The 24,354-nt window shown below is 71.3% G+C and carries 20 protein-coding genes; 8 read left to right on the top strand and 12 right to left on the bottom strand.

From position 1 onward, the window contains the following. Nucleotides 1-30: 30 nt before the first annotated feature. Genes F9C12_RS08865 through F9C12_RS08890 form a run of 6 tightly spaced genes read right to left on the bottom strand, consistent with a single transcriptional unit; the run spans nt 31 to nt 6,793 of the window. Nucleotides 31-459 (bottom strand): nuclear transport factor 2 family protein, encoded by a 429-nt coding sequence (locus F9C12_RS08865; RefSeq protein WP_409181512.1) that lies wholly within the window; start codon nt 457-459, stop codon nt 31-33. Between the two features lie 47 nt (nt 460-506). Further along, the gene (locus F9C12_RS08870) at nt 507-1,817 is read right to left on the bottom strand and encodes a cytochrome P450 (RefSeq protein WP_409465507.1); all 1,311 of its coding nucleotides are present in this window, start codon (nt 1,815-1,817) and stop codon (nt 507-509) included. Then, nucleotides 1,814-2,812 carry an enediyne biosynthesis protein gene (locus F9C12_RS08875; protein ID WP_409181514.1) on the bottom strand — a complete coding sequence of 333 codons (999 nt, stop codon included), beginning with the start codon at nt 2,810-2,812 and terminating at the stop codon, nt 1,814-1,816. Before F9C12_RS08875 ends, F9C12_RS08870 begins: the two co-directional genes overlap by 4 nt. A gap of 5 nt (nt 2,813-2,817) precedes the next feature. Then, nucleotides 2,818-4,725 carry a CRTAC1 family protein gene (locus tag F9C12_RS08880; protein ID WP_409466980.1) on the bottom strand — a complete coding sequence of 636 codons (1,908 nt, stop codon included), beginning with the start codon at nt 4,723-4,725 and terminating at the stop codon, nt 2,818-2,820. A gap of 47 nt (nt 4,726-4,772) precedes the next feature. Beyond that, nucleotides 4,773-5,801 carry a DUF1702 family protein gene (locus F9C12_RS08885; protein WP_409465508.1) on the bottom strand — a complete coding sequence of 343 codons (1,029 nt, stop codon included), beginning with the start codon at nt 5,799-5,801 and terminating at the stop codon, nt 4,773-4,775. 11 nt (nt 5,802-5,812) lie between these two features. Beyond that, nucleotides 5,813-6,793, bottom strand: a complete 981-nt coding sequence (locus F9C12_RS08890; RefSeq protein ID WP_409465509.1) for a DUF1702 family protein — start codon at nt 6,791-6,793, stop codon at nt 5,813-5,815. A gap of 218 nt (nt 6,794-7,011) precedes the next feature. Between F9C12_RS08890 and F9C12_RS08895 the strand changes: the two genes are divergently transcribed. Genes F9C12_RS08895 through F9C12_RS08905 form a run of 3 tightly spaced genes read left to right on the top strand, consistent with a single transcriptional unit; the run spans nt 7,012 to nt 13,704 of the window. After that, the gene (locus F9C12_RS08895) at nt 7,012-12,747 is read left to right on the top strand and encodes a type I polyketide synthase (RefSeq protein ID WP_409465510.1); all 5,736 of its coding nucleotides are present in this window, start codon (nt 7,012-7,014) and stop codon (nt 12,745-12,747) included. A 1-nt stretch (nt 12,748) separates the two neighbouring features. Further along, nucleotides 12,749-13,189, top strand: coding sequence for an acyl-CoA thioesterase (locus F9C12_RS08900; RefSeq protein WP_409181518.1), 441 nt, complete (start codon nt 12,749-12,751; stop codon nt 13,187-13,189). Next, nucleotides 13,183-13,704: a flavin reductase family protein gene (locus F9C12_RS08905; protein WP_409181519.1), complete on the top strand. Its 522-nt coding sequence runs from the start codon at nt 13,183-13,185 to the stop codon at nt 13,702-13,704. The genes F9C12_RS08900 and F9C12_RS08905 overlap by 7 nt, the downstream gene beginning before the upstream one ends. A gap of 8 nt (nt 13,705-13,712) precedes the next feature. On the opposite strand, the gene F9C12_RS08910 is transcribed toward F9C12_RS08905, so the two are convergent. Then, nucleotides 13,713-14,264 carry a D-alanyl-D-alanine carboxypeptidase gene (locus F9C12_RS08910; protein ID WP_409465511.1) on the bottom strand — a complete coding sequence of 184 codons (552 nt, stop codon included), beginning with the start codon at nt 14,262-14,264 and terminating at the stop codon, nt 13,713-13,715. A 198-nt stretch (nt 14,265-14,462) separates the two neighbouring features. Between F9C12_RS08910 and F9C12_RS08915 the strand changes: the two genes are divergently transcribed. The 3 genes from F9C12_RS08915 to F9C12_RS08925 are packed head-to-tail and all read left to right on the top strand — an operon-like array spanning nt 14,463 to nt 17,013. Next, on the top strand, nt 14,463-15,155 hold the full coding sequence (locus F9C12_RS08915; RefSeq protein WP_409465512.1) for a response regulator: 693 nt from the start codon (nt 14,463-14,465) through the stop codon (nt 15,153-15,155). Further along, the gene (locus F9C12_RS08920) at nt 15,152-16,558 is read left to right on the top strand and encodes an ATP-binding protein (protein ID WP_409181522.1); all 1,407 of its coding nucleotides are present in this window, start codon (nt 15,152-15,154) and stop codon (nt 16,556-16,558) included. The genes F9C12_RS08915 and F9C12_RS08920 overlap by 4 nt, the downstream gene beginning before the upstream one ends. After that, nucleotides 16,555-17,013, top strand: coding sequence for a hypothetical protein (locus F9C12_RS08925; protein ID WP_409465513.1), 459 nt, complete (start codon nt 16,555-16,557; stop codon nt 17,011-17,013). Before F9C12_RS08920 ends, F9C12_RS08925 begins: the two co-directional genes overlap by 4 nt. 1 nt (nt 17,014) lies before the next feature. Here F9C12_RS08925 and F9C12_RS08930 read toward each other — a convergent pair whose 3' ends face one another. Further along, nucleotides 17,015-18,184, bottom strand: coding sequence for an MFS transporter (locus F9C12_RS08930; protein WP_409465514.1), 1,170 nt, complete (start codon nt 18,182-18,184; stop codon nt 17,015-17,017). A gap of 101 nt (nt 18,185-18,285) precedes the next feature. Between F9C12_RS08930 and F9C12_RS08935 the strand changes: the two genes are divergently transcribed. Then, nucleotides 18,286-18,921: a TetR/AcrR family transcriptional regulator gene (locus F9C12_RS08935; RefSeq protein ID WP_409465515.1), complete on the top strand. Its 636-nt coding sequence runs from the start codon at nt 18,286-18,288 to the stop codon at nt 18,919-18,921. A gap of 266 nt (nt 18,922-19,187) precedes the next feature. Here the strand turns inward: F9C12_RS08935 and F9C12_RS08940 are convergent, their stop codons facing one another. The 4 genes from F9C12_RS08940 to F9C12_RS08955 all read right to left on the bottom strand — a co-directional run bounded on the left by F9C12_RS08940 (nt 19,188) and on the right by F9C12_RS08955 (nt 22,531). Beyond that, nucleotides 19,188-20,282 (bottom strand): Gfo/Idh/MocA family protein, encoded by a 1,095-nt coding sequence (locus tag F9C12_RS08940; RefSeq protein ID WP_409465516.1) that lies wholly within the window; start codon nt 20,280-20,282, stop codon nt 19,188-19,190. Continuing rightward, complete coding sequence (locus tag F9C12_RS08945) at nt 20,279-21,010, bottom strand: sugar phosphate isomerase/epimerase family protein (RefSeq protein WP_409465517.1); 732 nt, start codon at nt 21,008-21,010, stop codon at nt 20,279-20,281. Before F9C12_RS08945 ends, F9C12_RS08940 begins: the two co-directional genes overlap by 4 nt. A gap of 93 nt (nt 21,011-21,103) precedes the next feature. After that, the gene (locus F9C12_RS08950; RefSeq protein ID WP_409465518.1) at nt 21,104-21,643 is read right to left on the bottom strand and encodes a GNAT family N-acetyltransferase; all 540 of its coding nucleotides are present in this window, start codon (nt 21,641-21,643) and stop codon (nt 21,104-21,106) included. 156 nt (nt 21,644-21,799) lie between these two features. Next, nucleotides 21,800-22,531 carry a FadR/GntR family transcriptional regulator gene (locus tag F9C12_RS08955; protein ID WP_409181532.1) on the bottom strand — a complete coding sequence of 244 codons (732 nt, stop codon included), beginning with the start codon at nt 22,529-22,531 and terminating at the stop codon, nt 21,800-21,802. 214 nt (nt 22,532-22,745) lie between these two features. Between F9C12_RS08955 and F9C12_RS08960 the strand changes: the two genes are divergently transcribed. Next, entirely contained in the window at nt 22,746-24,353 is a 1,608-nt protein-coding gene (locus tag F9C12_RS08960; protein ID WP_409181533.1) for an ABC transporter substrate-binding protein, read from the top strand. Nucleotide 24,354 lies beyond the last annotated feature (1 nt).

Here is a 24,354-nt window from a genome sequence, read left to right on the forward strand (position 1 = left end):
GCCCTCGCCGGGGCGTCCCTTCCGGATTTTTCAGGCGATCGAATCGCTGTTGACCGCCCGCGTGCGCACCCGCAACCGGTCACCCTCACGCACCAACCGGTCCACGATCTCACCCGACCAATGCAACTTCGGCGGCTCTCCCGGCGCGGTGTTCGTCACCAGCGCGTACGACACGACGTCGTACTCGCCGGGCCCGGCCTCGTCGATGACCGACATCGACATCCAGTGCCGCCGCTGCTCGCCGTTCCCGGACAGCGTCCGGGCGAAATCGTCGAGCTTGGCCACGATCGCCTGCCTGCCGTGCGCGGTGCTCTGGTTCTTGACCGGGGTGAACGCGCAGTCCTCGGCGAAGGTGTCGGCGAATTCGGCGTACCGGCCGTTGTCCATGGCCTGCACCTGGCGGGCGTAGAAGTCCTGGATCTCGGCCAGGGTCTCGCGGGACACGACGGCTTGGGTCATTTCTCCTCCTCGGTGAACGTCCCGGCAAACCCGGGACGGGAACAACGTCAGGCGGGCCGCACCGACATCGGCAGCCCGCCGCGGATGCGCAGCGAGAGCATCGCCTCGGGCACCAGGCGGTGCCCGGGCACGACGGACAGCCGCAGGTCCCGGCACAGGACCGCGACCGCGAACACCGCCTCCATCAGCCCGAGATGGCGGCCGACGCAGAACCTCGGCCCGGCCCCGAACGGCAGGTAGGCGTACCGCGGCCGGCCCGCCGCCCGGGACTGCTCGAACCGGTCCGGGTCGAACCGCTCCGGGTCCGGCCAGAACTCCGGGTGGCGGTGCAGGGTGTACGGGCAGACGACCACGTCGGCCCCGGCGGGCACCGGGTAGCCGCCGATCCGGTCGGCCGCCACGGCGACCCTCGGCAGGAGCCACACCGGCGGGTACAGCCGCATGACCTCCTGCACCACGTTGCCGGTGTAGACCAGCCGGTGCAGGTCCGCGGCGGCGGGCAGCCGGTCGCCGAGGACCTGGGCCGCCTCCGCGCGCACCCGCTCCGCCACGTCCGGATGCCGGTCGAGCATCGCCATCGTCCAGCCGAGCGTGCTCGCTGTCGTCTCGTGCCCGGCGAGCAGCAGGGTGATCACCTCGTCCCTGGCCTGCGCCCGGTCGCCGCCGGCTCCGGCGAGCGCCTCGGCGAGCACGCCGGAGCCCTGCTGGTCCACCACCTGCCCGGCCAGCCGCCGCAGTGCCGCCCGGGCGGCCCGGAACCGGCGCTGCCCGGGCAGCGGCAGCCAGGACGGAATCGCCTCCAGCGTCACCGCCTCGAACATCGCCTGGTCCTGGACCGCGTCGAAGTGGTGGGCGAGGACGGCGGCCGGGCCGAGGTCGGCGTGCAGCAGCATCCGGCCGAGCACGCCGACGGTCATCCTGGTCACCTCGCCCGCCACGTCGACCGGGCCGCCGCCGATCCGGGCGGCCAGCCGCCGCGCCAGCTCCCCCGCCTCGGCGGCCACGACGCCGGCCTGCGCGTCGATCCGCTTCTGCTGCAACGCGGGCTGGATCGCCTTGCGCTGCCGCCGCCACAGCTCGCCCTCGCTCGTGAGCAGCCCGTCGCCGAGCGCGCGGCGCGCCTGTGCCAGCCCGATTCCCTTGCGGTAGTTGTCATTCGCCTCGACCAGCACGTGCTTGGCGTAGTCGGGGTGGTTGAACAAATACAGCTGCTTGGGCCCGATCGCGATGCGCACCGCGTCCCCGTACCGGCTCGCCGCCCGCGACATCAGCGCGAGCCGGTCGGTGAACAGCATCCGGAGCAGATTCGGCGTCGCCCGCCTCGGCGGTCCCGGCGGGCGGACCGCGGCGCTGGTCATCCCGCGGTCCCCGCCGCGAGCTGCTGCGGAACGCTCCCGTTCGCGGTTCCGGCCGCGGCCGCCTCGACCGCGGCGGCGGACCGGCGCTGTGCCTCCTCGGCGGCGCGGGCCTGGTCCACCACGTGCAAGGCCCAGAGGAACCCGCCGCGCACGAGGCACACGATGGCGGTCGCGAAGAACAGCCCGTAGGCGATCTCCGCGCCGGTGAGCACGCCGTAGACGATCGCGACGCCCGCCCCGAAGGCGAACTGGGAACCGGGTTTGCTCGGCGTGGTCCCCGGATCGGTGACCATGTAGTTGGTGAACAGCACGAACGCCACGCCGGTCATCGCGGTGAGCGCGGCCGGGATCGCGGTGCCCAGCAGCAGCCCGCGCACCACGGCCTGCAGCGCGAAGAAGCTCAGCCAGCCGGCGATCAGCCACATCCGCCGGGTCAGCATCGCGTTGAGCATCGTGCCCGAGGCCAGGATCACGATCGGGATCACCCAGTCCCACACCGGACCGACCTTGGCGGTGAACTCGTACGGCGGCGCGATGCTCGCCCACGGGAAGACCACCAGGATCACCGCGATGCCGAGGTTCGACGGGTTCATGAAGTGCCGCATCCGGCCGCGGACCGGGGCCCGCAGCACCCACTTGGCCCCGATCGCGACCGTCACCCCGAAAATCATCGCGAAGATCTGGTCGTTGACGTAGCTGAGCATGTTCACCGCCAGCGCGGTGATGTGCGCGGAGAAAAGGAATTCGACGACCCCGCGCACCCCGTTGCCGGTGAAGCGCGGCGCGCGGCGCTCGACCCGCGCGGCGAGCGTTTCGAGGCCGATTTCGACGGTATAGGCGCAAAGCATCGCGATGATCGGCCACAGCCACGGCTGCTCGAAGCCGAGCAGGGTGTAGCCGAGGATGTTGAACACGGTGATCGAAATGGCGAATCTGCGCAACGCCGTGACGACCCGGGGGTCGCGGTTCGGCGGACTGTGCGTCTGCCCGGTCATGGTCTTCACTTCTCCTTCGCCGTAGCGCCGAGGGTCAGGGTGTGCCAGCCGGTGCCGAGCTGAAGGCGCTGCTCGTGCGGCTGGCCGGAGGAATCGCGCCATTTCAGGTCGACCTGCAGCGGTCCGGCGACGTTTTCGCCGAGTCCGAAGTGGACGTCCTGGCTTCGCTTGCCGGAGTGCCCGCTGCCGCCGTCGACGTGTCCGATGTGGACTCGGCCGTCCGCGGTCGTGACGGTCGCCTGCGCGCCGATCACCGGGGTGCCCGGGGCGGGAAGCGAACCGGGAGCGGCGGGGTCGTCGCGGTAGAGCTTCAGGCCGAGGAACGCGCCGGGAGCGGGGCTGGTATTGCGGTAGAACACCGGGGCGTCGAACTGCCGGGCGACCGCGAAGTCCAGCCTGCCGTCGCCGAACGCGTCGCCGACGGCGATCCCGCGGGTCGGCACCGGGGCGTTCAGGCCGAGGTCGCCCGCGATGTTGACGTAGCGCCCGTCCGCGCCCTTGGCGAAGAAGTTCATCCCCTGGTTGCCGGCGATGTCGTCGCCCTCGCGGACGTTCGGCCACAGCCCCGGATGCCCGACCGTCAGGTCGTTCGAGGTGGCCAGTTCCTGAAGCTGCGGCCAGCGGTTGACCTCGCCCTTGACGAACCCGTTGGCCTGCGCGATGGCGAGGTGGCCGCTGTTGTCGAAGTCCGCGAGCTTGGCGTCCCAGCACCAGCCGCCCCACGCCGTGCCGCGATCGGTGCTGCGGTCGGTCCACGGCGCTTCGCCCCGGCTCAGCGCGGCGCGGGCCTCGGCGTCGTTCTTCGTCGAGTTGACGAAGTGCAGGTTGCTTTCCTGGATGCCGAAGGTCGTGGTGATGTTGCTGATGAAGAAGTCGTACCGGCCGTGGTCGTCCAGGTCGCCGAAGTCCACGCCCATGCCCTTGAACGAGGTGTCCGAGCCGAGCCGTTTCGACTTCGGCACCATCGGATCGCGCGCGGCCTCGACGCGCTCGAACTTGATCCGGCCGCGCTGCGACACGTTGCGCAGCAAGGCGGAACCGCCGTGGTCCTTGCCGACGAACAGTTCCGGCAGCTGGTCGCCGTCGAGATCGTTCGCGGCGGCGGCGAGCGTCCAGCCCTTGGACGAGATGTCGTCGGCGGGCAGTGCGTCCGGCGCCGGGTCGAACCGGGCGGCGGGATGGTCGCCGTTGCTGGCCGAAACCCAGCGCAGCACGTGCGCGGGGCCGCCGTTGTCCGCGTGCGACAGCGAACCGTTCATCACGACGCCGCCGGACTTCGTGGCGTCGAGCACCGGGCTGTCCGGGAAGTAGTTGCCGACGTAGATGTCCGGATGCCCGTCGCCGTCGAAATCGTCGATCGCGACCGCGTTGGAATTCCACTGCGGTCCGGCGTAACGGGAACCGCCCGAATGCGGGACCAGTTCGACCGGTTCGTACGTGCCGGGTCCGACGCCGGTCGCGCTCGCCTTGGGCAGGAACAGGATCGGCGTGCGGCCCCAGTAGTAGACCAGCAGCCCCATCCGCCCGGACCCGGTGAAGTCGCCGGGAGCGCAGCCCATCGGGGCCATCGTGTCGTCCATCGGGAGCGGGGACGGGTCGAGCGCGAACGGCGCGTACCGCGGCCCGGTGCCCGGGACGGGCGTCACCACGACCTGGTCGGTGCGGGTGTCCACGACGCACAGGTCCTCGGGGCGCCCAGTGCCGGCCAGGTCGGCCATCGCGATGCCGGCGCCCACCGAGGACACCCAGCCCGCGATGTCCCGGTAGGCCTGGTTGACCTTCCGCATCGTCTGCTGCTTCGGCGCCGCCGGCATGGCGATGGTCATCGGCGTGAACTGATACCGCGCGGCGACCGCGCGTTCCTCGCTCGCCGACGTGGCGGGAACCCTGGCCACGGCGAACAAGGTCAGCATCAGCGCGACCGCCACGACGCCCGGAAGCAATCGCTTCACTCCGGTTTTCACGTGCTAGCACCCCCGTCGGAGACGAACTGTCGGGAAAGGGCCTGCCGCCAGTGCTCGTAGGCGGGCAGGGGGCCGTCGTCGGGCCCGGACGGCCGGGCCTTCCGGGCGGCGAGCGAGGCTTCCTCCGGGCTCATGCCGCAGAGCACCGAAGTGGCCAGCGCGTTGTGCGGGACGACGATCCCGCCGGAAACCCGCGCGTCGGCGGCGAAAACGCTGCCTTGGGCCAGCGCGGGCGCGTGCTCCCCGGCGCGGTCGCGAAACCGCTCCAGTTCTTCCCGGGTCACGCCGCCGGCGTAAGTGGCGGCGAGTCCGGCCCCGCTGTACAGATCGGCTTGCCGCGCTCGCGGGAACCGTTCGATGAGCGTGGCGACCTGGTCGGGATCGGCGCCGCCGACGAACCACATCGCCCGCCCGATGCCCTGGTCCACCACCCGGAGCGCGTACTCGCCGCGGGTCTTGTCCGGCCAGCCGAACGTCTTTTCGCGGTATTGCTCGTGCACGTATTTCCGGGTGTGGAAGTAGGCCTGGTGGAAGCCGTATCCGTCGAGCACGAGCCAGCGCACCACCGGGTCCAGCCGGTCGGGCCGAGGCCAGCAGATCCGCGGCAGCCGGGCCATCGCCCAGCCGATGCCGACGTAGATCAGGTAGAGCTGCGCGGAGCCGGGCTCGGTGCCGAGCAGCCGCGCCACCCGTGACGAGCCGCCGAACGGGAGACCGTCCACAATGGCCAGTCCCATGCCCGCGCCCTCGTAGGCGAAGCCGCGGAACCGGTCCGGGATCTCCGCCAGCCGCTCGACAATCTCCGGCGCGGACCTCGATTCGACGGCGCTGCCGTATCCCTCGAGAAAAGTGCGGCCGACGGTTTCCAGCAGATCCCGCGCGGCCGCGTCCTTTTCGTGGAAACCCCGGACGGCGAGCCGGGTTTCGGCGACGTCCGGCGTGAGCAGTTTCCGCCGCGCCGCCCGGAAGGCGGCTCCCGGCGACCGGCCGGGCCGCACCGGTCCGGGTCGTTCTCGCAATGGCATGTACCGGCTCCTCATCCGATGGGTTCGATGGCGTGCAGCCGCTGTCTGATCCGCTGCCGCCAGAGTTCGTAAGCGGGTTCCGCCGCGCCGTCCTCGGCGACGGCGGTCTCGTCCGCGATCCGGGCCAGTTCGCCGACCCCGGCCCCGGCCAGCGCCAGCGCGGAGAGTTCGGTGTGCTCCGGCACGTGCCCGGCGAAAGTCCGGGCCCGCACCGCGAAAACGCATCCGACGCCCAGCGCGGCGCGATGGGCGCCCGCGGCCTGGGCGAGCGCGGCGAGTTCGTCCGCGCCGCAGCCGCCCGCGAAGGTGGCGGCGAGACCGACGCCGGCCCACAGATCCTCGTGCCGCGCCTCCGCGAAAGCGCCGACCGCGTCGAGCACCCGCGAGGGCCGCCCGCCGTGCACGAACCACAGCGCCCGGCCGATTCCCTGGTCCACCGCGCGGGGGAAATACCCCGGCGAGCCCTGCCACGGATACGGCTTCGGGATTTCCTGCCTGCCGATCCAGCGTTCGGCGCCGAAGTAGGCGAGGTCGAAGCCGTACCCGTCGACGACGAGCCAGCTCAGCACCGGATGGAAGACCGACGGTTCGAGGTCCGGCAGCACCTTCCGCCAGCGCGCCCGGGGCAGCCGGGCCATCGCGAAGCCGATGCCGATGTAGGCGAGCAGCAGATGCGGCGCACCCTTCCCGCTCAGCAGTTCGCGGGTGCGGGAACCGCCCGCCGTCGCGTCCAGGACGGTGAGCGCCATCGCGGCGCCCTCGTAGGCGAACCCGCGCAATTCCGGTTCGATCAGTTCCAGCCGCAATTCGAGTTCGCTGATCCGGCGTGTTTCGATGGCCCATTCGAAACCGCACACCACGGTGCGCGGAATAGCCTCCAACCGCCGGGTCGAATCGCTCGGTTCGATCTCGAAACCACGCCCGGCGAAGCTGACCGAGGCCAGCGAAGGGGCCAGCACGAGCCGGCGGAGAGTTCCCGCAATATTCGGCATTCTTCCTCCTCGCGAGCCAATTGTGCGCGGGTCCGGCCGCCGCGACGTCTCCGTCGCTGCCCAGCACCGGCCCGGGTCGGACAGTGCCGAAGAAGACGCGTGGGCCGCGGTGCGCCTAGCGTGTTCGGTGAGCTTCCCCGGCAACGGCCGTGCCTCGACCGGCCTTGCCTCACCGAATTCGGGCGCGATTTCCCGGCGAAGAGAAAGCTGCGTGGAGAATGACGGAAAACCGGATCGCAGTCGTCGGCATCGGACTGTGCTATCCCGACGCCGGTTCGCCTGCCGAACTGTGGGACAACGTCCTGGCCGGGCGCCGCGCGTTCCGGCGGATTCCGGCCGAACGGCTGAACCTCGACGACTACTACTCCCCCGACCCGGCCGCGGCGGACCGGATGTACACGGAGAAGGCCGCGGTGCTCCGGGATTTCCGGTTCGACCGGGTCAAGTACCGCGTTTCCAAGGACACCTACCGGGCCAGCGACACGACGCACTGGGTCGCGCTCGACGTGGCAGGCCGCGCGCTGGCCGACGCCGGGTTCCCGGACGGCGAAGGGCTTCCCCACGAGAAGACCGGCGTGGTGCTCGGCAACAGCCTCGGCGGCGAGTTCACCCGCGCCGGGATGATGCGGCTGCGCTGGCCCTACGTCCGGCGCACGCTCGCCGCCGCGCTCGGAGACCGCGGCTGGGCGGCCGACGAGACCGCCGCGTTCCTCGAGGAGCTGGAAGGCCGGTACAAGGCGCCGTTCCCGCCGATCAACGAGGATTCCCTGGCCGGCGGGCTCGGGAACACCATCGCGGGCCGGATCTGCAACCACTTCGACCTGCGCGGCGGCGGGTACACCGTCGACGGGGCCTGCTCGTCGTCGTTGCTCGCGGTGGCGACCGCGGCGCGGGCGCTCGCCGAAGGGGAACTGGACGCGGTGCTCGCGGGCGGGGTCGACCTGTCCATCGATCCCTTCGAGACCATCGGTTTCGCCAAGACCGGCGCGCTCGCCACCGCCGAGATGAAGGTCTACGACCGCGATTCCAACGGGTTCTGGCCGGGCGAGGGCTGCGGGCAGCTGGTCCTGGTGCGCGAACGGGACGCGCTCGAACGCGGGCTGCGGGTCTACGCGACCATCACCGGCTGGGGCGTCTCCTCCGACGGCAAGGGCGGGATGACCCGGCCGGAAGCGGGCGGGCACGCGCTCGCGCTCTCCCGCGCGTACGCCAAGGCCGGCTACGGCGTGGAATCCGTGTCCTACTTCGAAGGGCACGGCACCGGCACCGCGGTCGGGGACGCGACGGAGATCGCCGCGCTGTCCTCCGCGCGCCGCGAAGCCGGTTCGACCGCGCCCGCGGCACTCAGCTCGATCAAGGGGAATTTCGGCCACACCAAGGCCGCCGCCGGGATCGCCGGGCTGATCAAGGCGTGCCTGGCCGTGCACCACCAGGTGATCCCGCCGGGCACCGGGCAGTCCGTCCCGCATCCGGGCTTGCTCGGCGAGGACGCGATGCTGTTCGTCCCGTCCGAACCGCTGCTGTGGCCCGCCGGGGAGGAAATGCGCGCCGGCGTGTCGGCCATGGGGTTCGGCGGCATCAACACGCACATCGCGGTCGAGCAGGCCCCCGGCGGCACTCGCCGGGCCGACCTCGACGCGCAGACCGTCCTCGCCGCCGCCGGACGGCAGGACGCCGAGGTGTTCCTGTTCGACGCGCCGGACCCGGCCGCCCTGCGCGAACGGGTGGAGCGCGTGCACGCGGCGGCGGGACGGCTCGCCGCGGCCGAACTCGCCGACGTCGCCTTCACGCTCGCCGGCGAACTGACCGGTGCGCGGTTCCGCGCCGCGATCGTGACCGACGCGCCCGAGGACGCCGAGCGGAAGCTGGCGGTGCTCCTTCAACTGCTCGACGACGGCGAAACCAAGGCCTTCCGCCCCCGCGACGGCATTTTCTTGGACACCGCTGCCACCCAGCCGAAAATCGCGTACCTCTTCCCCGGCCAAGGCTCCGGAGAAGGCGACGCCCGGGCGCTGCGCCGCCGGTTCCCCGCCTCGGCGGAGGCGTTCGACCTCGACCTCCCCGCCGACGCCCGGCTGTCGACCAGAGCCGCCCAGCCCCGGATCGTCGCCGCTTCCGTCACCGCGCTGCACGTGCTGCGCGACCTCGGCCTCGAAGCGCACACCGCGACCGGGCACAGCCTGGGCGAGCTGAGCGCGTTGCACTGGGCCGGCGCGCTCAGCGCCCGCGACGTCGTGCGGCTCGCCGCGGTCCGCGGCGAAATCATGGAGACCGCGAGCCGCGGCGGCGGCGCGATGGCCAGCATCGCGGCCGGACCCGACGAAACCGCGCGGCTGCTCCGCGACGAGAACGTGGTCGTCGCCGCCTTCAACGGGCCGGGCCAGACCGTCGTCTCCGGGCCGGGAGAAGCGGTCGACCGGGTGTGCCGCCGGGCCGCCGAAGCCGGCTTCGCCACCGCGAAAGTCGCGGTGGCGCACGCCTTCCACTCCCCGCTGGTCGCCCCGGCCGCGGCGGGACTGGAGCGCAAGCTGGAGGAATTCGCCTTCGCCCGGCCGAACCGGAAGACCTACTCCACCGTCACCGGCGACCTGCTCGCCGAGGACGCGGACCTCGGCCGGTTGCTGCGCGACCAGGTGACCGAACCGGTCCGCTTCCGCGAAGCGGCGGAAAAGGCCTGCGCCGACGCGGATCTGATCCTCGAACTCGGCCCCGGCCGGGTGCTCAGCAACCTCGCCGCCGAGATCGTCCCGGGCAAGCCGGTGCTGCCGCTCGACACCGACCGCGATTCCCTGCGGCCGCTGCTGCTCGCGCTCGGCGCGGCCTTCGTGCTGGGCGCGCAACCGCGGGTCGCGGCCCTGTTCGCCGGCCGGGTGGTGCGCCGGTTCCCGCTCGACGAGGGCTTCGAATTCCTCGCCAGCCCCTGCGAAGCGGCCCCCGAATCCGACGCCGGCCGGGTCGTCTTCGCCGGCGAGACCGGCCCCGAGCCCGCGGCCCCGGCCGGATCCGGTTCGACGCTGGACGTCCTGCGCAGGCAGCTCGCCGAACGGGTGGAGCTGCCGATCGAGCTGATCGGCCCGGACACCCATCCGCTCGACGAACTCCACCTGAGCTCGATCACGGTCGGCCAGGTCGTCAACGGCGTCACCCGCGAACTGGGCCGGCCCGCGCTGGCGGCCACGACCGGGTTCGCGACGGTGAGCGTCGGGGAACTGGCCGGGATGATCGACCAGCTCGCCGAAACCGAGCAGGACGACGCCGGCGCGAAGGAGGTGCCGGGCGTCGCGCCGTGGGTGCGGGCGTTCCAGGTCGGGCGGGTCGAGCGGGAAGCCCCCGCCGCCGCGCCGGCCGGGCGGCCCGGGGCCTGGATGGTGTACTCGGCCGACGGGCATCCGCTCGCCAAGCCCGTCCGGGACGCGCTGGAAAACGCCGGCCTCGGCGACGGCGTGCTGCTCTGCCTTCCCGCCGACGCCGGCGAATCCCATCTCGACCTCGCTCTCCGCGCGGCGCAGACGGCGTTGTCCGGCACGCGGTTCGTCGTGGTCGAGCACGGTCCGGTCGCCGCCGGTCTCGCCCGGACGTTCTTCCTCGAGTCCGCTTCGGTCCCGGTGACCGTCGTCCGGTTCGCCGATCCGGCGGTCTCCGCCGAAACCGCGATCCCCCTGGTGACCGCCGAAGTCGCGGCCACCACCGGATACTCGGAGGTCCAGTACGCGGCGGACGGCGCCCGGACCGTGCCCGAGCTGACCCCGCTGCGGCTCGCCGACGGACCGCATCCGCTCGGCAGCACCGACGTCCTGCTGGTGACCGGCGGCGGAAAGGGCATCACCGCGGAGTGCGCGCTCGCCGTCGCCCAGGACACCGGCGCGAGCCTCGCGCTGCTGGGTCGCGCCGACCCGGCCGAGGACAAGGAACTCGCCGCGAACCTCGAACGCATGGCGCACGCCGGCGTCCGCCACCAGTACCTGTCCGCCGACGTTTCTTCAGCGGACCAGGTGCGCGCGGCCGTCCGCCGGTTCCGGGAGGAACTCGGCGAGGTGACCGCGGTCCTGCACGGCGCGGGCCGCAACTCGCCCGCCGCGATCCCCTCCCTGACCGCCGACGACTTCCGCGCGACGCTGGCTCCGAAAGCGACCGGTTTGCAGAACGTGCTCGACGCGGTCGGCGAGGACCGGATCCGGCTGCTCGTCACCTTCGGCAGCATCATCGGCCGGGCCGGGCTGCGCGGCGAAGCCCATTACGCCACCGCGAACGACTGGATGACCGAGGCGACTGTCCAATTCGGACAGCGGAATCCGGGCGCCCGCGCGCTCGCGGTGGAATGGTCGGTCTGGTCCGGCGCGGGCATGGGCGAGCGGCTCGGCGTCGTCGAGGCGCTGATGCGCGAGGGGATCACGCCGGTGTCCGCCGGACAGGGCATCGACCTGCTGCGGCAGCTGCTGTGCGATCCGGCCGCCGGGCCGGTGGTCGTGGTGTCCGGGCGGACCGGCGGGCTGCCGACGCTTCCGTTGCGCCGCGCCGAGGTGCCCGTCCAGCGGTTCCTCGACCGGGTCCTGGTGCACTACCCCGGGGTCGAACTCGTCACCGAGGCGGAGCTGACCGCGGGCAGCGATCCCTATCTCGCCGACCACGAACTCGACGGGGCCCTGCTGTTCCCGGCGGTGCTGGGCATGGAGGCGATGGCGCAGGCGGCCGCCGCGGCCAGCGGACGCGATGGCGTCCCGGTGCTGGAGGACCTGCGGTTCCTGCGCCCGATCGCGGTGCCGCCGGACGGTTCGGTCACTGTCCGGATCGCCGCGCTGGCCCGGGACGGCGACACCGTCGAAGTGACGATCCGTTCCAGCGAAACCGGATTCGGCGCCGACCACTTCCGCGCGGTCGCCCGGTTCGCGTCCGAGGAGCCGCAAGGCCCGGCCGAACTGCTCGGCCTGCCGCTGATCCCGGCCCGGCCGCGGGAGGAGTACTACGGCCAAGTCATGTTCCAGGGCAAGCGTTTCCAGCGCGTCCGCGGGTACCGCCGGGCCGCCGCCCGGCACGCGGTCGCCGAAATCGCGACGCGGGCGGCCGAACCGTGGTTCGCCTCGTTCCTGCCGCAGGAAACGGTCCTGGCCGATCCCGGGACTCGCGACGCGGTGATGCACGGACTGCAGTGCTGCGTGCCGGACGCCACCTTGCTTCCCGAAGGCGTCGAGCGGCTGCATTTGGCCGATCCGGCCCAGCCGGTCGGCGAAACGGTGGTGATCGACGCGCGGGAACGCGAGCAGGACGGGGACAGCTACACCTACGACATCGACGTCCTCACTCCGGACGGCAAGCTCGTCGAACGCTGGGAAGGACTGCGGCTGCGCGCGGTGCGCCACCGCGAGCGAACCGGCCCGTGGAGCCCGACGGTCACCGGGTCCTACCTGGAACGGTCCCTGGAACGGATTCTCGGCGGCACGCGCTCGGTCGTGCTGGAGCCGGGACCGGCCGGCGCGGGCCGCCGGGAACGCACCGCGCTCGCGCTCAGCCGTGCGCTCGGCGAACCGGCGCGGATCCGCTACCGCCCGGACGGACGGCCGGAAACCGACGGCGCGCTGGTTTCCTCGTCGCATTCCGGCGAACTGACGCTGGCGGTCGCCGGCAGCCGTCCGCTCGCCTGCGACGTCGAAACCGTCGCCGACCGCGCCGAACCGGACTGGGCGGGGCTGCTCGGCCCCGACGGCATCGCCGTCCGGGACCTGCTGGTCCGGGAGTCCGGGATGCCGTCCGCGGTCGCCGGCACCCGCGTGTGGACGGCGCTGGAATGCCTGCGCAAGAACGGGATCGCGGATCCGAAGACCACTGTGGACGAAGTCCTTCCGCACGGGTGGACGGTCTTCTCGTCCGGGCCCGCGCGGATCGCGACCTGGACGGCGGCGGTGGCCGGCGTCGCCGAGCCGGTCGTGTTCGCGGTACTGGCTGAAGGGGAACGGTGAGATGGCGGACTACTACGAACTGCGGCACGTGGTGGGATTCGAGGAGACGAACCTCGTCGGCAACGTCTACTACGTGAACTACCTCCGCTGGCAGGGCCGGTGCCGGGAAATGTTCCTCCACGAGCGGGCCCCGGAGGTGATCGACGACCTGCGCGCGGACCTGAAGCTGTTCACGCTCAAGGCGGAATGCGAGTTCTTCGCCGAGATCACCGCGCTCGACGAGCTTTCGGTCCGGATGCGGCTGCAGGAACTCACCCAGACCCAGGTCGAGTTCAGCTTCGACTACGTCGTGCTGCGCGGCGGGCAGGAGGAGCTGGTCGCCCGGGGACGCCAGCGCATCGCCTGCATGCGCGGCCCGAACACGGCCACCGTGCCCACCAGGGTGCCGGCGGCGCTGCGGGACGCGCTGGCTCCGTACTCGGGCGGGAGCGGCCAGTGCTGAACGAACGGAACGGCCGCGTCGTCGAGGCGGCCGGCTTCCGCAAGGCGATGGCCCGCTTCGCGACCGGCGTGACGGTGCTGACGACCGGCGGCGCCCGCGTGCACGGGATGACCGCCAACGCGATCGCCTCGGTGTCGCTGGACCCGCCGCTGCTGCTGTGCTGCGTCGCCCGGACCGCCGCGATGCACGAGGCGATCGCCGGGACCGGGTCGTTCGCGGTGTCCGTGCTCAGCGCCGGGCAGAGCGGGCTGGCGAGCTACTTCTCCGGCCGGGACCGTCCGCTCGGTCCCGGCCAGTTCGCCGGCGTCGACTGCGTCCCCGGGCCGCACACCGGCGCCCCGCTGCTGTCCGGCGCGCTGGCCTGGCTCGAATGCACGCTGGTCAGCCACTACGCCGGCGGGGACCATTCGATCTTCGTCGGCGAAGTGCGCTCCGCGACACGCGGCGCCGGCGACGACGCCCTGCTGTTCTTCGACGGAACACTCCGGCCCGCGACCCCCGCGGCGGCCGGATGACGGCTGCGCTAGCCGACCGCCCGCGCCAGCGAAGGCGCACGCAGCGCGTCCGGATCCGGCAACCGCATCGGCACCGTGTCCGCGTGGTACTCGAAGTGCCACCATTCGTTGTCATACCGGCGATACAGCCGGTACTTCGCCCCGTGCCGCTCCAGCCACGCCGCGCCCTCGACCGGCCGCACGTCCAGCGCGGTGCCGCGGACGTGCGCCGATTCGTGCGGGGGCAGCACTCGCCGCCGGGCCGCGGCGACGGAGCCGGTGCGGTGCACCTCCTCGGCGAACAGCCGGTGCTGGTGGGCGGCGTCGCGGTGGCCGGAGGTGACTCCGATCAGCTGACGGTACCGCCAGAACGCCTCGGTGCGCGCCGCGGCGAAGGCCGCGCGGGCCGGTTCGCTGAGGCCCGCGAGGTCCTCGGCCGGGTATCGCATCGCGAGCGCCCACTGGCAGGCCAGGTGCCGGCCGCGGCCGGGCGAACGCAGGAACGCCGCCGGGAGCAGCGCCATCGCCAGGAGGCGGGTGGCGGCCGCGAGGACCCGGGGCCGGCGAAGCGACTCGATCATGGGGTCCACTTTCGGGCCCCAGTGTGCGCGCACTGCGCACGGAGTTTGACAGCTCTGTAACAGTTCGCCGCGGCAGCGCTGTTACCGAACGATGACACCGCACGCACCGCGCGGGGATCCGGGCCGGGCACGCTGGGGCCCGGTGTCCGCTGTGGACTGTCCGGGCGGCCGGACGGGCGGGCTGCGATAGTGGGAGACATGCCGAGGGTGCTGCTGATCGAAGACGACCAGGCCGTGCGCGACGGCCTGCGGCTGGCCCTGACGTACCAGGGCCACACGGTCGACGCGGTGGAGACCGGCGAGGAAGGCCTCGCCCGGCTCGCCGGGCACCCGGCCGACGTCGTCGTCCTCGACCTCATGCTGCCCGGGATGGACGGCTTCGAGGTGTGCCGCCGCATCCGCGCGGCCGGCGACCTGCCGATCATCATGCTCACCGCGCGCAACGACGACATCGACGTGGTGGCCGGGCTCGAGGCGGGAGCCGACGACTACGTGGTGAAACCCGCGCAGGCCCGGGTGCTGGAGGCGCGCATCCGCGCGGTGCTGCGCCGCACCGGCGGCGAGCCGCGCAATCCGGACGCGAAGCCGGGCCCGGAACGGCACGGCGACCTGACGATCGACCGCGAGGGTCTCGTGGTCAGCAAGCACGGCACGGTGATCGGGCTCGCGCCGACCGAACTGCGGCTGCTGCTGGAGCTGTCGTCGGCGCCTGGCCGCGTGCTCAGCCGCCAGCAGCTGCTCGAATCCGTGTGGGACCAGGGCTATCTCGGTGATTCGCGGCTCGTCGACGCGTGCGTGCAGCGGCTGCGCGCGAAGATCGAGGACGACCCGGCGAAACCGGTGTACGTCCAGACCCTGCGCGGGTTCGGCTATCGCTTCGGGCCGCTGTGACCGGCTGGCGGCTGCGCGGGCTGCGCACCCGGCTGCTGGTGGCGTTCGCGCTGCTGAGCGTGTTCACCGCGCTGGCCGTCGCCGGGATCGGCTACGTGCAGGCGCGGAACGGGATCCTGCAGCGCACCCAGGACAACGCCGCCGTCGAGATGACCACCCAGCTCAAGCAGCTGTACCCGCTCCCCCGGCAGCCGGTGTCCCCGAGCGCGCTGCAGTCGGCCGCCGACCGGCTGAACGGCCGGAAGACCTCCGCGCTGGTGACGAGCGGCGGACACAGCGCGGGCGACCTGCCCGCCGCGGTGATCACGCCGGAGCTGCGGGAGGTCGTGCGGTCCGGGCGGGTCGCGTGGCAGCGGGTGGACGTCGGCGGCGTGACGCAGCTGCTGCTGGGCTCGCAGTTGCTGATCTCGACCGGCGACCGGCGGAGTCCGGCGATCCCGTCCGGCATCGAGGTCTACGAACTGCGCAATCTCGACGCGGAAATCGACGCGGTGAACCGGCTCGCCCGGGACGCGTGGCTCGCCGGCGGGGCCGCGCTGGTGGTGGCGCTGATCCTCGCCGTGCTGGCCGCGGGGAGCGTGTTGCGGCCGGTCGGCGAACTGCAGCGGGCGGCCCGCAGGCTCGGCGCGGGCGACCTCGACGCCCGGATCGCCGTCCGCGGCAGCGACGAACTGGCCAGTGTCGCCGAGACGTTCAACTCGACCGCCGAATCGCTGCAACGGCACGTCGGCGAACTGCGCCGGATGGAAGCCGACGCGCGGCGGTTCGTCGCCGACGTGTCGCACGAACTGCGCACGCCGCTGGCCGCGATGACCGCGGTCACCGACATGCTCGACGCCGAGGCGAAGCGGCTGCCGGACGCGGCGGGCGAGGCGGTGCGGCTGGTCAGCCAGGAAACGCACAATCTGACGCGGCTGGTGAACGACCTGATCGAGGTCACCCGGTTCGACTCCGGCACCGCGTCGCTCGAGGTGGACGACGTCGACGTGGCCGAGGCGGTCCGGGCGACGCTGCGGGCGCGAGGCTTCGCGGTCGAGACCGAGCTGCCGGACGGGATCCGCGCGCGGATAGATCCGCGTCGGCTGGACGTGATCGTGGCCAATCTCGTGGGCAACGCGCTGCGGCACGGCGCGGAGCCGGTGACGGTGCGGCTGCGGGGCGACCAGGCGGGGATCACGCTCGCCGTCGAAGACTCCGGCCCCGGGCTGGACGAGGAGGTGCTTCCGCACGTGTTTTCCCGGTTCTACAAGGCGGACACCGCGCGCAGCCGGTCCGAAGGGAGCGGGCTCGGGCTCGCGATCGCCTGGGAGAACGCCCGGTTGCACCGCGGGGAACTGGTCGCCGGGAACCGGCCCGAAGGCGGTGCGGTGTTCACGTTGTGGCTGCCTCGGGAGGTGCGATGAAGCGATTGCTGGCGATGCTCGCGGTCCTGGCGCTGGCGAGCAGCTGCGGGGTGCGGCCCAGCGGTGTGATCCCTGGCGAGAACGCGCCCAGCGGGCCGCCGAACGGGAACTTCGGGACCACCGCGACGGTGTATTTCGTGCTGAACGGCCGGGTCGTCCCGGTGGTGCGCAGCGGCGTCGGCGAAGTGGCCGCGGACCGGGTCCGGGCGCTGGAGCAGGGGCCGGACGAGGACGAACGGGCCGGCGGCTACACGACCGAGCTTCCGCCGTCGTTCGAGCCGATCGCCATCGGAGTGAGCGAGGCGGCGATCGGGGTGAACGTCCGGGAATTGTCGCCGAACGCGGTCGCGCAGCTCGTCTGCACGGTGATCGCGGCGGGCGGGGGCGGGGAGTCCGGGACGATCACGCTGTCCGGCGGCGGCCAGAAGCTGCGGCCCCGGGCGTGCGGGGGCTGACTCAGCCGCGGGGTTTCATCGCGGGCGCGAGCACCACCGCCACCACGCACAACGCCAGCGGCAGCAGGAACGCGACGTTCAGCGGCACCCAGTGCGCCAGCCCGCCGATGATCGCCGGACCGGCCAGCAGCCCGACGTATCCGACGCCGACCACCCGCGCCATCAACGTCCCCGACGCGCGTTTGTCGAGGTTGCCCGCCGCGGTGAACAACTGCGGGACGCCGCCGGCAAGCCCGAGCCCGAACACCGCCCAGCCGCACAACGACAGCGGCACCCACGGCGCGAGCGACGCGATCGCCAGCCCCAGCGCGGCCAGCCCGCTTCCGTAGCGCACCACGGCGACCGGCCCGGCCAGCGCGGCCACCCGGTCGGTCACGAACCGGCCGACGGTCATCGCCACCGCGAACGAGCCGTAAGCCAGGGCGGCGGTGCTTTCGGACGTCCCGAGCCCGTCGCGGAGATACAGCGCGGCCCAGTCGTTCGCGACGCCTTCGGACAGCATCAGCGCGAAGGCCAGCAGACCCAGCAGCCACACCACGCGAGCTGGCGTCCGCGTCGGTTCGGCTTTCTCCGCGGTTTTTTCCGCGGTCTCCTCCGAGGAGTCGAGCAAGTACCGGCGGACCACCAGCGAAACCACGATGCACAGCACGCCGGTGCCGCCGAGCGACACGAGCGTCGGCACGCCCGCCCCGAGCACCGCCGCGCCGACCGCGGCCGCGATCGCGCCGCCGATCGACCACATCGCGTGGAAGGCCGCCATGATCGGCCGCGGATAAGCGCGTTCGACGACCACCGCGTGCGCGTTCATCGCGACGTCCAGCGATCCGTTGAAGAACCCGAACGCCGCGAGCGCCAGCCCGAGCGTCCACCAGTTCGCCGCGAGCCCCGGCAGCACCACCGCGCCCCCGACGAGCACCCCCGCGACGGACACGACCCGCGGATGCCCGAACCGGTCCGCGAGCGGCCCGGTGACCTGCATCCCGAGCAGCGCCGATCCGCCGAGCACGAGCAGCAGCGCCCCGAGCGCGGTGTGCGAAACGCCGGTCGCGCGTTCGATCACCGGGATGTGCACCACCCACATGCCGACCGCGAACCCGCACAGCGCGAACACGGTCCAGGTGGCGACGCGGGCCGCCCGGGGCAGCACCGGGGACGGGGAAAGCTCGGTCATCGGGCTCGGCTCCTCTTCGGGGGTCGGGTCCAGTCGGGAACACGGACGCGAACGGGGCTGGGGCATGATGGGCGGGTGGGAACCGACCTGGCCGCCGCCCCGTGAGCGAGGGCTACCTGAAGGGCAGAATCCGCCGCGACGACATCGTTTCGGCGGCCGCCGAGGTGTACGGCGAGGCCGGCTACCACGCGTCGTCGCTGCGGGAAATAGCCAAACGAGCAGGCATCACCCACGCCGGCCTGCTGTACCACTTCCCGACGAAGGAAGCACTGCTCGCCGCGGTACTGGAACGCCGCGACGCCGAGGACGCCGCGCGCGAACAACTGACCGCCGCCCCGCCCGGCCTCGAAGTCCTGCGCCGCTTCCTCGCGCTGGCCGAACACAACGTCCGCCACCGGGGCATCGTCGAGGTGTACGCGCGCCTGGCCGCCGAGGCGATCTCGGAAGACCACCCCGCACACGCCTACTTCGCCCGCCATTACCGCGAAGCCCGCGACAGCATCGCCCAGTCGTTCCGCGCGCTCGCCGAAACAGGCGAGCTGCGCCCCGGCATCGACCCGGACTTGGCGGCACTCACCTTCATCGCACTGATGGACGGCCTCCAGGTCCAGTGGCTCACCACCCCCACAGCAGTAGACGCAGTCGGTTCACTCCGTCTCTCTCTGCAAACTCTCCTGACCGTCCCGCTGTTCCCGAACGAGGCGACTTCCGGAGATCCAGCCCCGAACAGCCGCTGACCCCGCCCACCGCCCGCGAGGGTTCCCCGCCCCTGCCCCAGGGTTCCCTCACGGCCCTAAAACAGGCGCCGATGCACCCAAACAAGCGAGGCACCCAGCCCCTCCCCCGCACCCCGATACGAAGCCTCCCTGCGGTTCGGGGGTGCTTGTCAAGGCATCTTTCCCGCCTTGACAAGCACCCCCGAACCGTCAGCACAATTGAGCTTCGGGGTGCCCCACGCAACCCATCAACCGGCAATGTCGCCCGCCAGGGCGACGAGCCGCCGTCACAACGTCCGCACAAACGGATCCCACTCAACGGGCAACAACTCCGCCACCTCCACCCGGCTGCCCACCTCCACCCCGCCCCCACCCTCCATAGCCTCCTCAACAGCCACCATCACGTCCAGAACATGCCAAGCCATCTCCCCCGAAGCCCTCTCTGCCACCCCCGCCCGAACCGACCGGGCTAGATCAAGCACCCCAGTCCCGCGAGAAGCCGAATGCCCCACCGCACCCCACTCCTCCGGCTCCGCACCCCCACCCAAATGCACCACAGTAGAACCACCAAACCCATTGGGATCCGGCAAAACCGCAGTCCCCAACGGCCCGGAAACCTCAACCACCCCAGTCCGCCGCACCGCGGAATCAAAGGACAGCAAAACCTGCGCACTCCCCCCGCGCACAAACTCGATCAAGGCACTCACCGTAGTAGGCACCGCAACCGAAAACTCAGTCCCGGCCCGAGGCCCAGCCCCGATGACCCGAGTCTCCCTCCCCCGCCCGCCAACCGCGGTAACCTTCCGCACGGACCCGAACACCTGGACCAATTGCGCCAAGTAATACGGCCCGATATCCAGCAACGGCCCGCCCCCAGCCTGAAACAAAAACTCCGGTGCCGGATGCCACCCCTCCGGCCCCGGCGTCTGAAACAGCGCCAACGCGGTAAAAGGCACCCCGATCCGCCCACCCGCAAGCGCCCGAAACGCGGTCTGATGCCCAGCACCGAGCAGAGTGTCCGGCGCCCCAGCCACCCGCACCCCCTTTTCCCGCGCCCGGTCGAGAAGCTTCCGAACGGATTCCCGATCCACCCCGATCGGCTTCTCCGTCCAAACGTGCTTCCCCGCCTCCACCGCCGCGAGACTGACCTCGGCATGCACCGCGGGCACAGTCAAATTCACGACGATCTCAACCTCCGGCAACGCGAGCAGCTCCGCTGCCGAACCGAACCAGGGAACGCCGTATCGCTCCGCCCGCGACCGAGCCCGGTCGAGATCGAGGTCGGCAACCCCCACCACCCGAAGATCCGGAAACGCGGTCAAATTCTCCAAATACGCATCACTGATGAACCCGGCCCCGACAACCCCGACCCCGACAGTCACTCGCCCGCCCCGGCGAGATAAGCGAAACTCTCCGCGATTCCCCCGAAAACATCCGGATGCTGATCGAACTCCACCACCCGCAACGCCCCCGGAGCCGCCGCGAGCACCTCCCGGAGCGGCACCCGCCCCTGCCCCGCGGGCACCTGCCCGGTGGCATCGACAGCTAACGACCCGTCCTTCACATGAATCGCGCCCACCCGCTCCCCGAGCCGCCGCAGCAACGCGGCCGCGTCCTCGCCGCCCGCCGTGGCCCAGTAAACGTCGATCTCCAGCACGATCTCCGAAGAAAGCCGATCCGCGAAAACCTCCAACGCACTACGCCCGGAAATCCGCGATTCCAGCTCCCACCAATGGTTGTGATATCCCACCCGGACGCCATACCTCGCCGCCACCTTCGCCGCGGCATTGAGCGCTTCCGCCGTCGCGGCGACATCCGCCGAATTTCCCCACCGCTCAGCAGGAATCAACGGCTCGATCACGACGTCGATCCCCAATTCCCGGGCAGCGCCGAACACCGCCTCCTGATCCTTCCCCACCACCGCGGCATGCGCGGTAGGCGCACTCAACCCGTGCGCCGCCAGCCCCGCCCGGAGCGCCTCGACGTTCTCCACCACCCCGTACGGTTCGACCCGGCGGAACCCGATCGCGGCCAGCCGCCGCAACGTCTCGTCCGGATCGGCCGCGAACGCGTCGCGCACCGAGTACAGCTGCACCGAAGGTCCACCCATGCCAGCTCCTAGCGGTAGAGGGCTTTCGCCAATTTCTACCACCCGGTCAGAATTGACACCAGGACAGAACCGGACGGAAATCCGCCGCCACGTTCAGCCGAGATCCTTGTGCCAGATGAGAAAATCGCACGGAGTGGCCAGCAGCGGAGCCAGCTCCGGATGCGGCCCGTCGATCGTCGAGGTCTCCACCACCCGATACCCCAGCCGGGTGTACCACCGCGCGAGGAACTCCTTGGCCGGATGCGTCCATTCGCGCGGCGCCAGCAGCTCCAGCTGCATCCGCGCACACCCCTGGCTCCGGCAGTGCTCCTCCGCGAACCGGACCAGCTCCCGCCCGATCCCCGCGCCGCGCACCTCCGGCGCGGCGGCGAGCAGCCCGAACTCCCCGAGACCCTCGGCCAGCCGCTGAATCCGGACCGACCCCGCCACGACCCCGTCGAGCCGGGCGACCGCGATCTCGCCCGCGCGGACCAGCCCGGCCATCTCCCCGGCATCGATCCGATCGGCCGAACCGGCCCACAATCCCGCCTCGGCCTTGGCGTAGACGGTGTTCACCAGCTCGGTCAGCTGGGATACCAACGCGGCGTCCTCAGCGGCGGACGGCGGCAGGAAGGCGATCTCCGGAGTCGTCACCTGTCCAGCCTAACCGCACTCAGCTGACGGCCGAACCGGAAACCGCAGGCCGCGCCTCGCCGAAGCCGCCATACCGGCCCGCTTTCGCGCGCTTGCGCACCTCGTCGAAATGCCAGCGCACCGCGGCGCCGCCGCACCCGTCCGGCCTAACCGCACTCAACTGACAGCCGAACCGGAAACCGCAGGCCGCGCCTCGCCGAAGCCGCCATACCGGCCCGCCTTCGCGCGCTTGCGCACCTCGTCGAAATGCCGGTGCACCGCGTGCGCCGCCGCCTCCGCGTCGCCGCTGACGAGCGCGTCCACGATCGCCTGGTGCCGTTTCGCGGTGGCCGGGGCGGACGACACCGGACCGCCCATTTCGCCTTCCGCGGCGCGGTAGACGTCCCAGAACAGGCCGGTCAGCTCGCGCGCGAGGTCGAATCCCGCCTCGGCGCAGATGAGGTCGTGGAACTCGCGGTCGGCCACCGCCGCGTCCGGTCCCTTGCGCCGCATCCGCGCCACGCACGCCTGCAGTTCCCCGATCAGCTCCGGCCGGTGGTCGCGCGCGACCCGGCTGGTCAGCTCCGTTTCGATCATCTCGCGGACCTCGAGCAGGTCGCGCAGCCGCCCGGCGTCGGTGCTGCCGCGGCTGCGCGTGCGGAAGAGCAGCCACGTCTGCAGCGCCTCCGACCCCGCCGAGCCGACGAACGTGCCGTAGCCGTGCCGGACCTCGACGATGCCGAGCGCCTGCAGCGCCTTGACCGCCTCCCGGATCGAATTCCGGCTGACCCCGAGGTCCTCGGCGAGGCTCAGTTCGGTCGGCATCGGCGCGCCGGTCGGCAGCTGCCGGTCGACGATCAGGTCGATGATCTGCTTGGTGATCTCTTCACTGCGTTGCGGGCGCGCCACACGTGTCTCCCGGATGTCTTTCTTGCACTGGCACGTCGCCATCGGAGGACATCCTACGTCATGATCGGCTTTCGCCGCTGCACCCGCGCGGGTGGGAACGCGCCTCTTGACCGGGCGCGGAACGGGACTTAGGGTTCCGGCAAGTCATAGGACGTCCCACGTCCTACTTCTCGATGCTTTCTGGGTGGAACACCGCATCAAGTCAGGAGACGCCATGTCCCGAACCGCCATGGGGACTTCGTTCAACCGGCGCGCACTGCTGCGCTACGCCGGCCTCGCCGGGGCTGCCGCAGCGGTTTCGTCGACGCTCGCCGCGTGCGGCGGTCCCGCGTCGACCAACAAGACCGGCGCCTCGTCCGGTTCCGTCACCGCGGTGATCGGGTATGGCAACAACCAGACCTGGGACCCGCTGCAGACCGCGTCGGCGTTCGCGATGGCGGCCATCCTGCACAGCTACGAATCGCTCGTCGAGGGCGACCCGGTCACCCGGGAACCGTTCCCCGGCCTGGCCAAGGCGCTGCCGGCGGATCTCAAGAGCACCACGATGCGCTTCGAGCTCCGCGACGGCGCGAAGTGGCACGACGGACAGCCGGTGACCGCCGACGACGTCGTGTTCACCTACGCCCGCGTCCTCGACCCGAAGGAAAACGTTCTCATCCACAGCTTCTTCTCGCAGTGGCTGGAGTCGGTCGCCAAGGTCGACGCGAAGACCGTGGAGTTCAAGCTGAAGTTCGCGTTCCCGTACGCACTGCAGCGGATCCAGATCTGCAAGATCGTGCCCAAGCACGTGTTCGAGAACAACTGGAAGGCCGCCGCGGCGGGCAAGGTCGTCGGCTCCGGGCCGTACAAGATCACCGAACAGGCCCCGCTGTCGCACACCTCGTTCGAGAAGTTCGCCGACTACAACGGACCCCGCCCGGCCGCGTACGACAAGATGCTGTGGAAATCCATTGTGGATTCCGCGCCGAGGGTGGCGGCGATCTCCGGGGCCAAGCCGGACGCGCAGATCGCGGAGAACATCCCGCCCGCCAACGCCGACCAGCTGCGCAAGGCGGGCCGCACGGTCGAATTCGCCGACGGCGGCAACAACCTGTTCCTGCTCTTCAACACCCAGCACTCGCCGTTCGCCGACAAACGCGTCCGGCAAGCCCTGCATTACGCGATCGACAAGAAGAAGATGATCGAAATCGGCTTGCGCGGCACCGGAACCGCGGGCACGTCGTTCATCAACCCGAAGCTGCCCGGTTCGCAGCCCGCGGCGCAGAGTTTCGAGCACAACCCGGAAAAGGCGAAGCAACTGCTCGCCGAAGCGGGCGTCAGCGGACTGAAGATCTCACTGTCCACTACGAACACTTCGCTGGTGCTCGACTGCGTCAAGGTGATCAAGGAGGGCTGGGACGCGATCGGCGTCCAGACCACTTTGGACTCCCAGGACACCAAGGCGCTGTTCTCCAAACTGGACAACGGCGACGACTTCCAGGTCGTGGCCACCACGAACAACCCGCTGCAGTTCGGCAACGACCCGGATCTGCTCATCCGCTACTACTACGACAAGCAATCGGTGCTCATGACCCGGTACGCGCGCTGGAGCGGCCCGGACACCGACGCGTTGCTGGCGTTGCAGGACAAGGCCGCAGCCGAAACCGACGAGACCAAGCGCGGCGGGCTGTACCGGCAGCTGCTCGACCAGATCTCGGAACAGGCGGTGATCTACCCGATCGTCTTCACGCAGACGGGCACCGCCTGGGACCCGAAGGCGATCAGCGGCGTGCGTGCCCAGGGCTACCCGGGCATCTACCTCAACCAGGCCAAACCGGTCTGAC

The sequence above is a fragment of the Amycolatopsis sp. GA6-003 genome (genome assembly GCF_046267895.1).
In the GTDB taxonomy this organism is placed as follows: domain Bacteria; phylum Actinomycetota; class Actinomycetes; order Mycobacteriales; family Pseudonocardiaceae; genus Amycolatopsis.

What these genes read in the sequence shown, in the direction of transcription:
- F9C12_RS08865 (WP_409181512.1), bottom strand. Translation starts at nt 459, where the DNA reads ATGACCCAAGCCGTCGTGTCCCGCGAGACCCTGGCCGAGATCCAGGAC.
- F9C12_RS08870 (WP_409465507.1), bottom strand. Translation starts at nt 1,817, where the DNA reads ATGACCAGCGCCGCGGTCCGCCCGCCGGGACCGCCGAGGCGGGCGACG.
- F9C12_RS08875 (WP_409181514.1), bottom strand. Translation starts at nt 2,812, where the DNA reads ATGACCGGGCAGACGCACAGTCCGCCGAACCGCGACCCCCGGGTCGTC.
- F9C12_RS08880 (WP_409466980.1), bottom strand. Translation starts at nt 4,725, where the DNA reads ATGCTGACCTTGTTCGCCGTGGCCAGGGTTCCCGCCACGTCGGCGAGC.
- F9C12_RS08885 (WP_409465508.1), bottom strand. Translation starts at nt 5,801, where the DNA reads ATGCCATTGCGAGAACGACCCGGACCGGTGCGGCCCGGCCGGTCGCCG.
- F9C12_RS08890 (WP_409465509.1), bottom strand. Translation starts at nt 6,793, where the DNA reads ATGCCGAATATTGCGGGAACTCTCCGCCGGCTCGTGCTGGCCCCTTCG.
- F9C12_RS08895 (WP_409465510.1), top strand. Translation starts at nt 7,012, where the DNA reads ATGACGGAAAACCGGATCGCAGTCGTCGGCATCGGACTGTGCTATCCC.
- F9C12_RS08900 (WP_409181518.1), top strand. Translation starts at nt 12,749, where the DNA reads ATGGCGGACTACTACGAACTGCGGCACGTGGTGGGATTCGAGGAGACG.
- F9C12_RS08910 (WP_409465511.1), bottom strand. Translation starts at nt 14,264, where the DNA reads ATGATCGAGTCGCTTCGCCGGCCCCGGGTCCTCGCGGCCGCCACCCGC.
- F9C12_RS08915 (WP_409465512.1), top strand. Translation starts at nt 14,463, where the DNA reads ATGCCGAGGGTGCTGCTGATCGAAGACGACCAGGCCGTGCGCGACGGC.
- F9C12_RS08925 (WP_409465513.1), top strand. Translation starts at nt 16,555, where the DNA reads ATGAAGCGATTGCTGGCGATGCTCGCGGTCCTGGCGCTGGCGAGCAGC.
- F9C12_RS08930 (WP_409465514.1), bottom strand. Translation starts at nt 18,184, where the DNA reads ATGACCGAGCTTTCCCCGTCCCCGGTGCTGCCCCGGGCGGCCCGCGTC.
- F9C12_RS08945 (WP_409465517.1), bottom strand. Translation starts at nt 21,010, where the DNA reads ATGGGTGGACCTTCGGTGCAGCTGTACTCGGTGCGCGACGCGTTCGCG.
- F9C12_RS08960 (WP_409181533.1), top strand. Translation starts at nt 22,746, where the DNA reads ATGTCCCGAACCGCCATGGGGACTTCGTTCAACCGGCGCGCACTGCTG.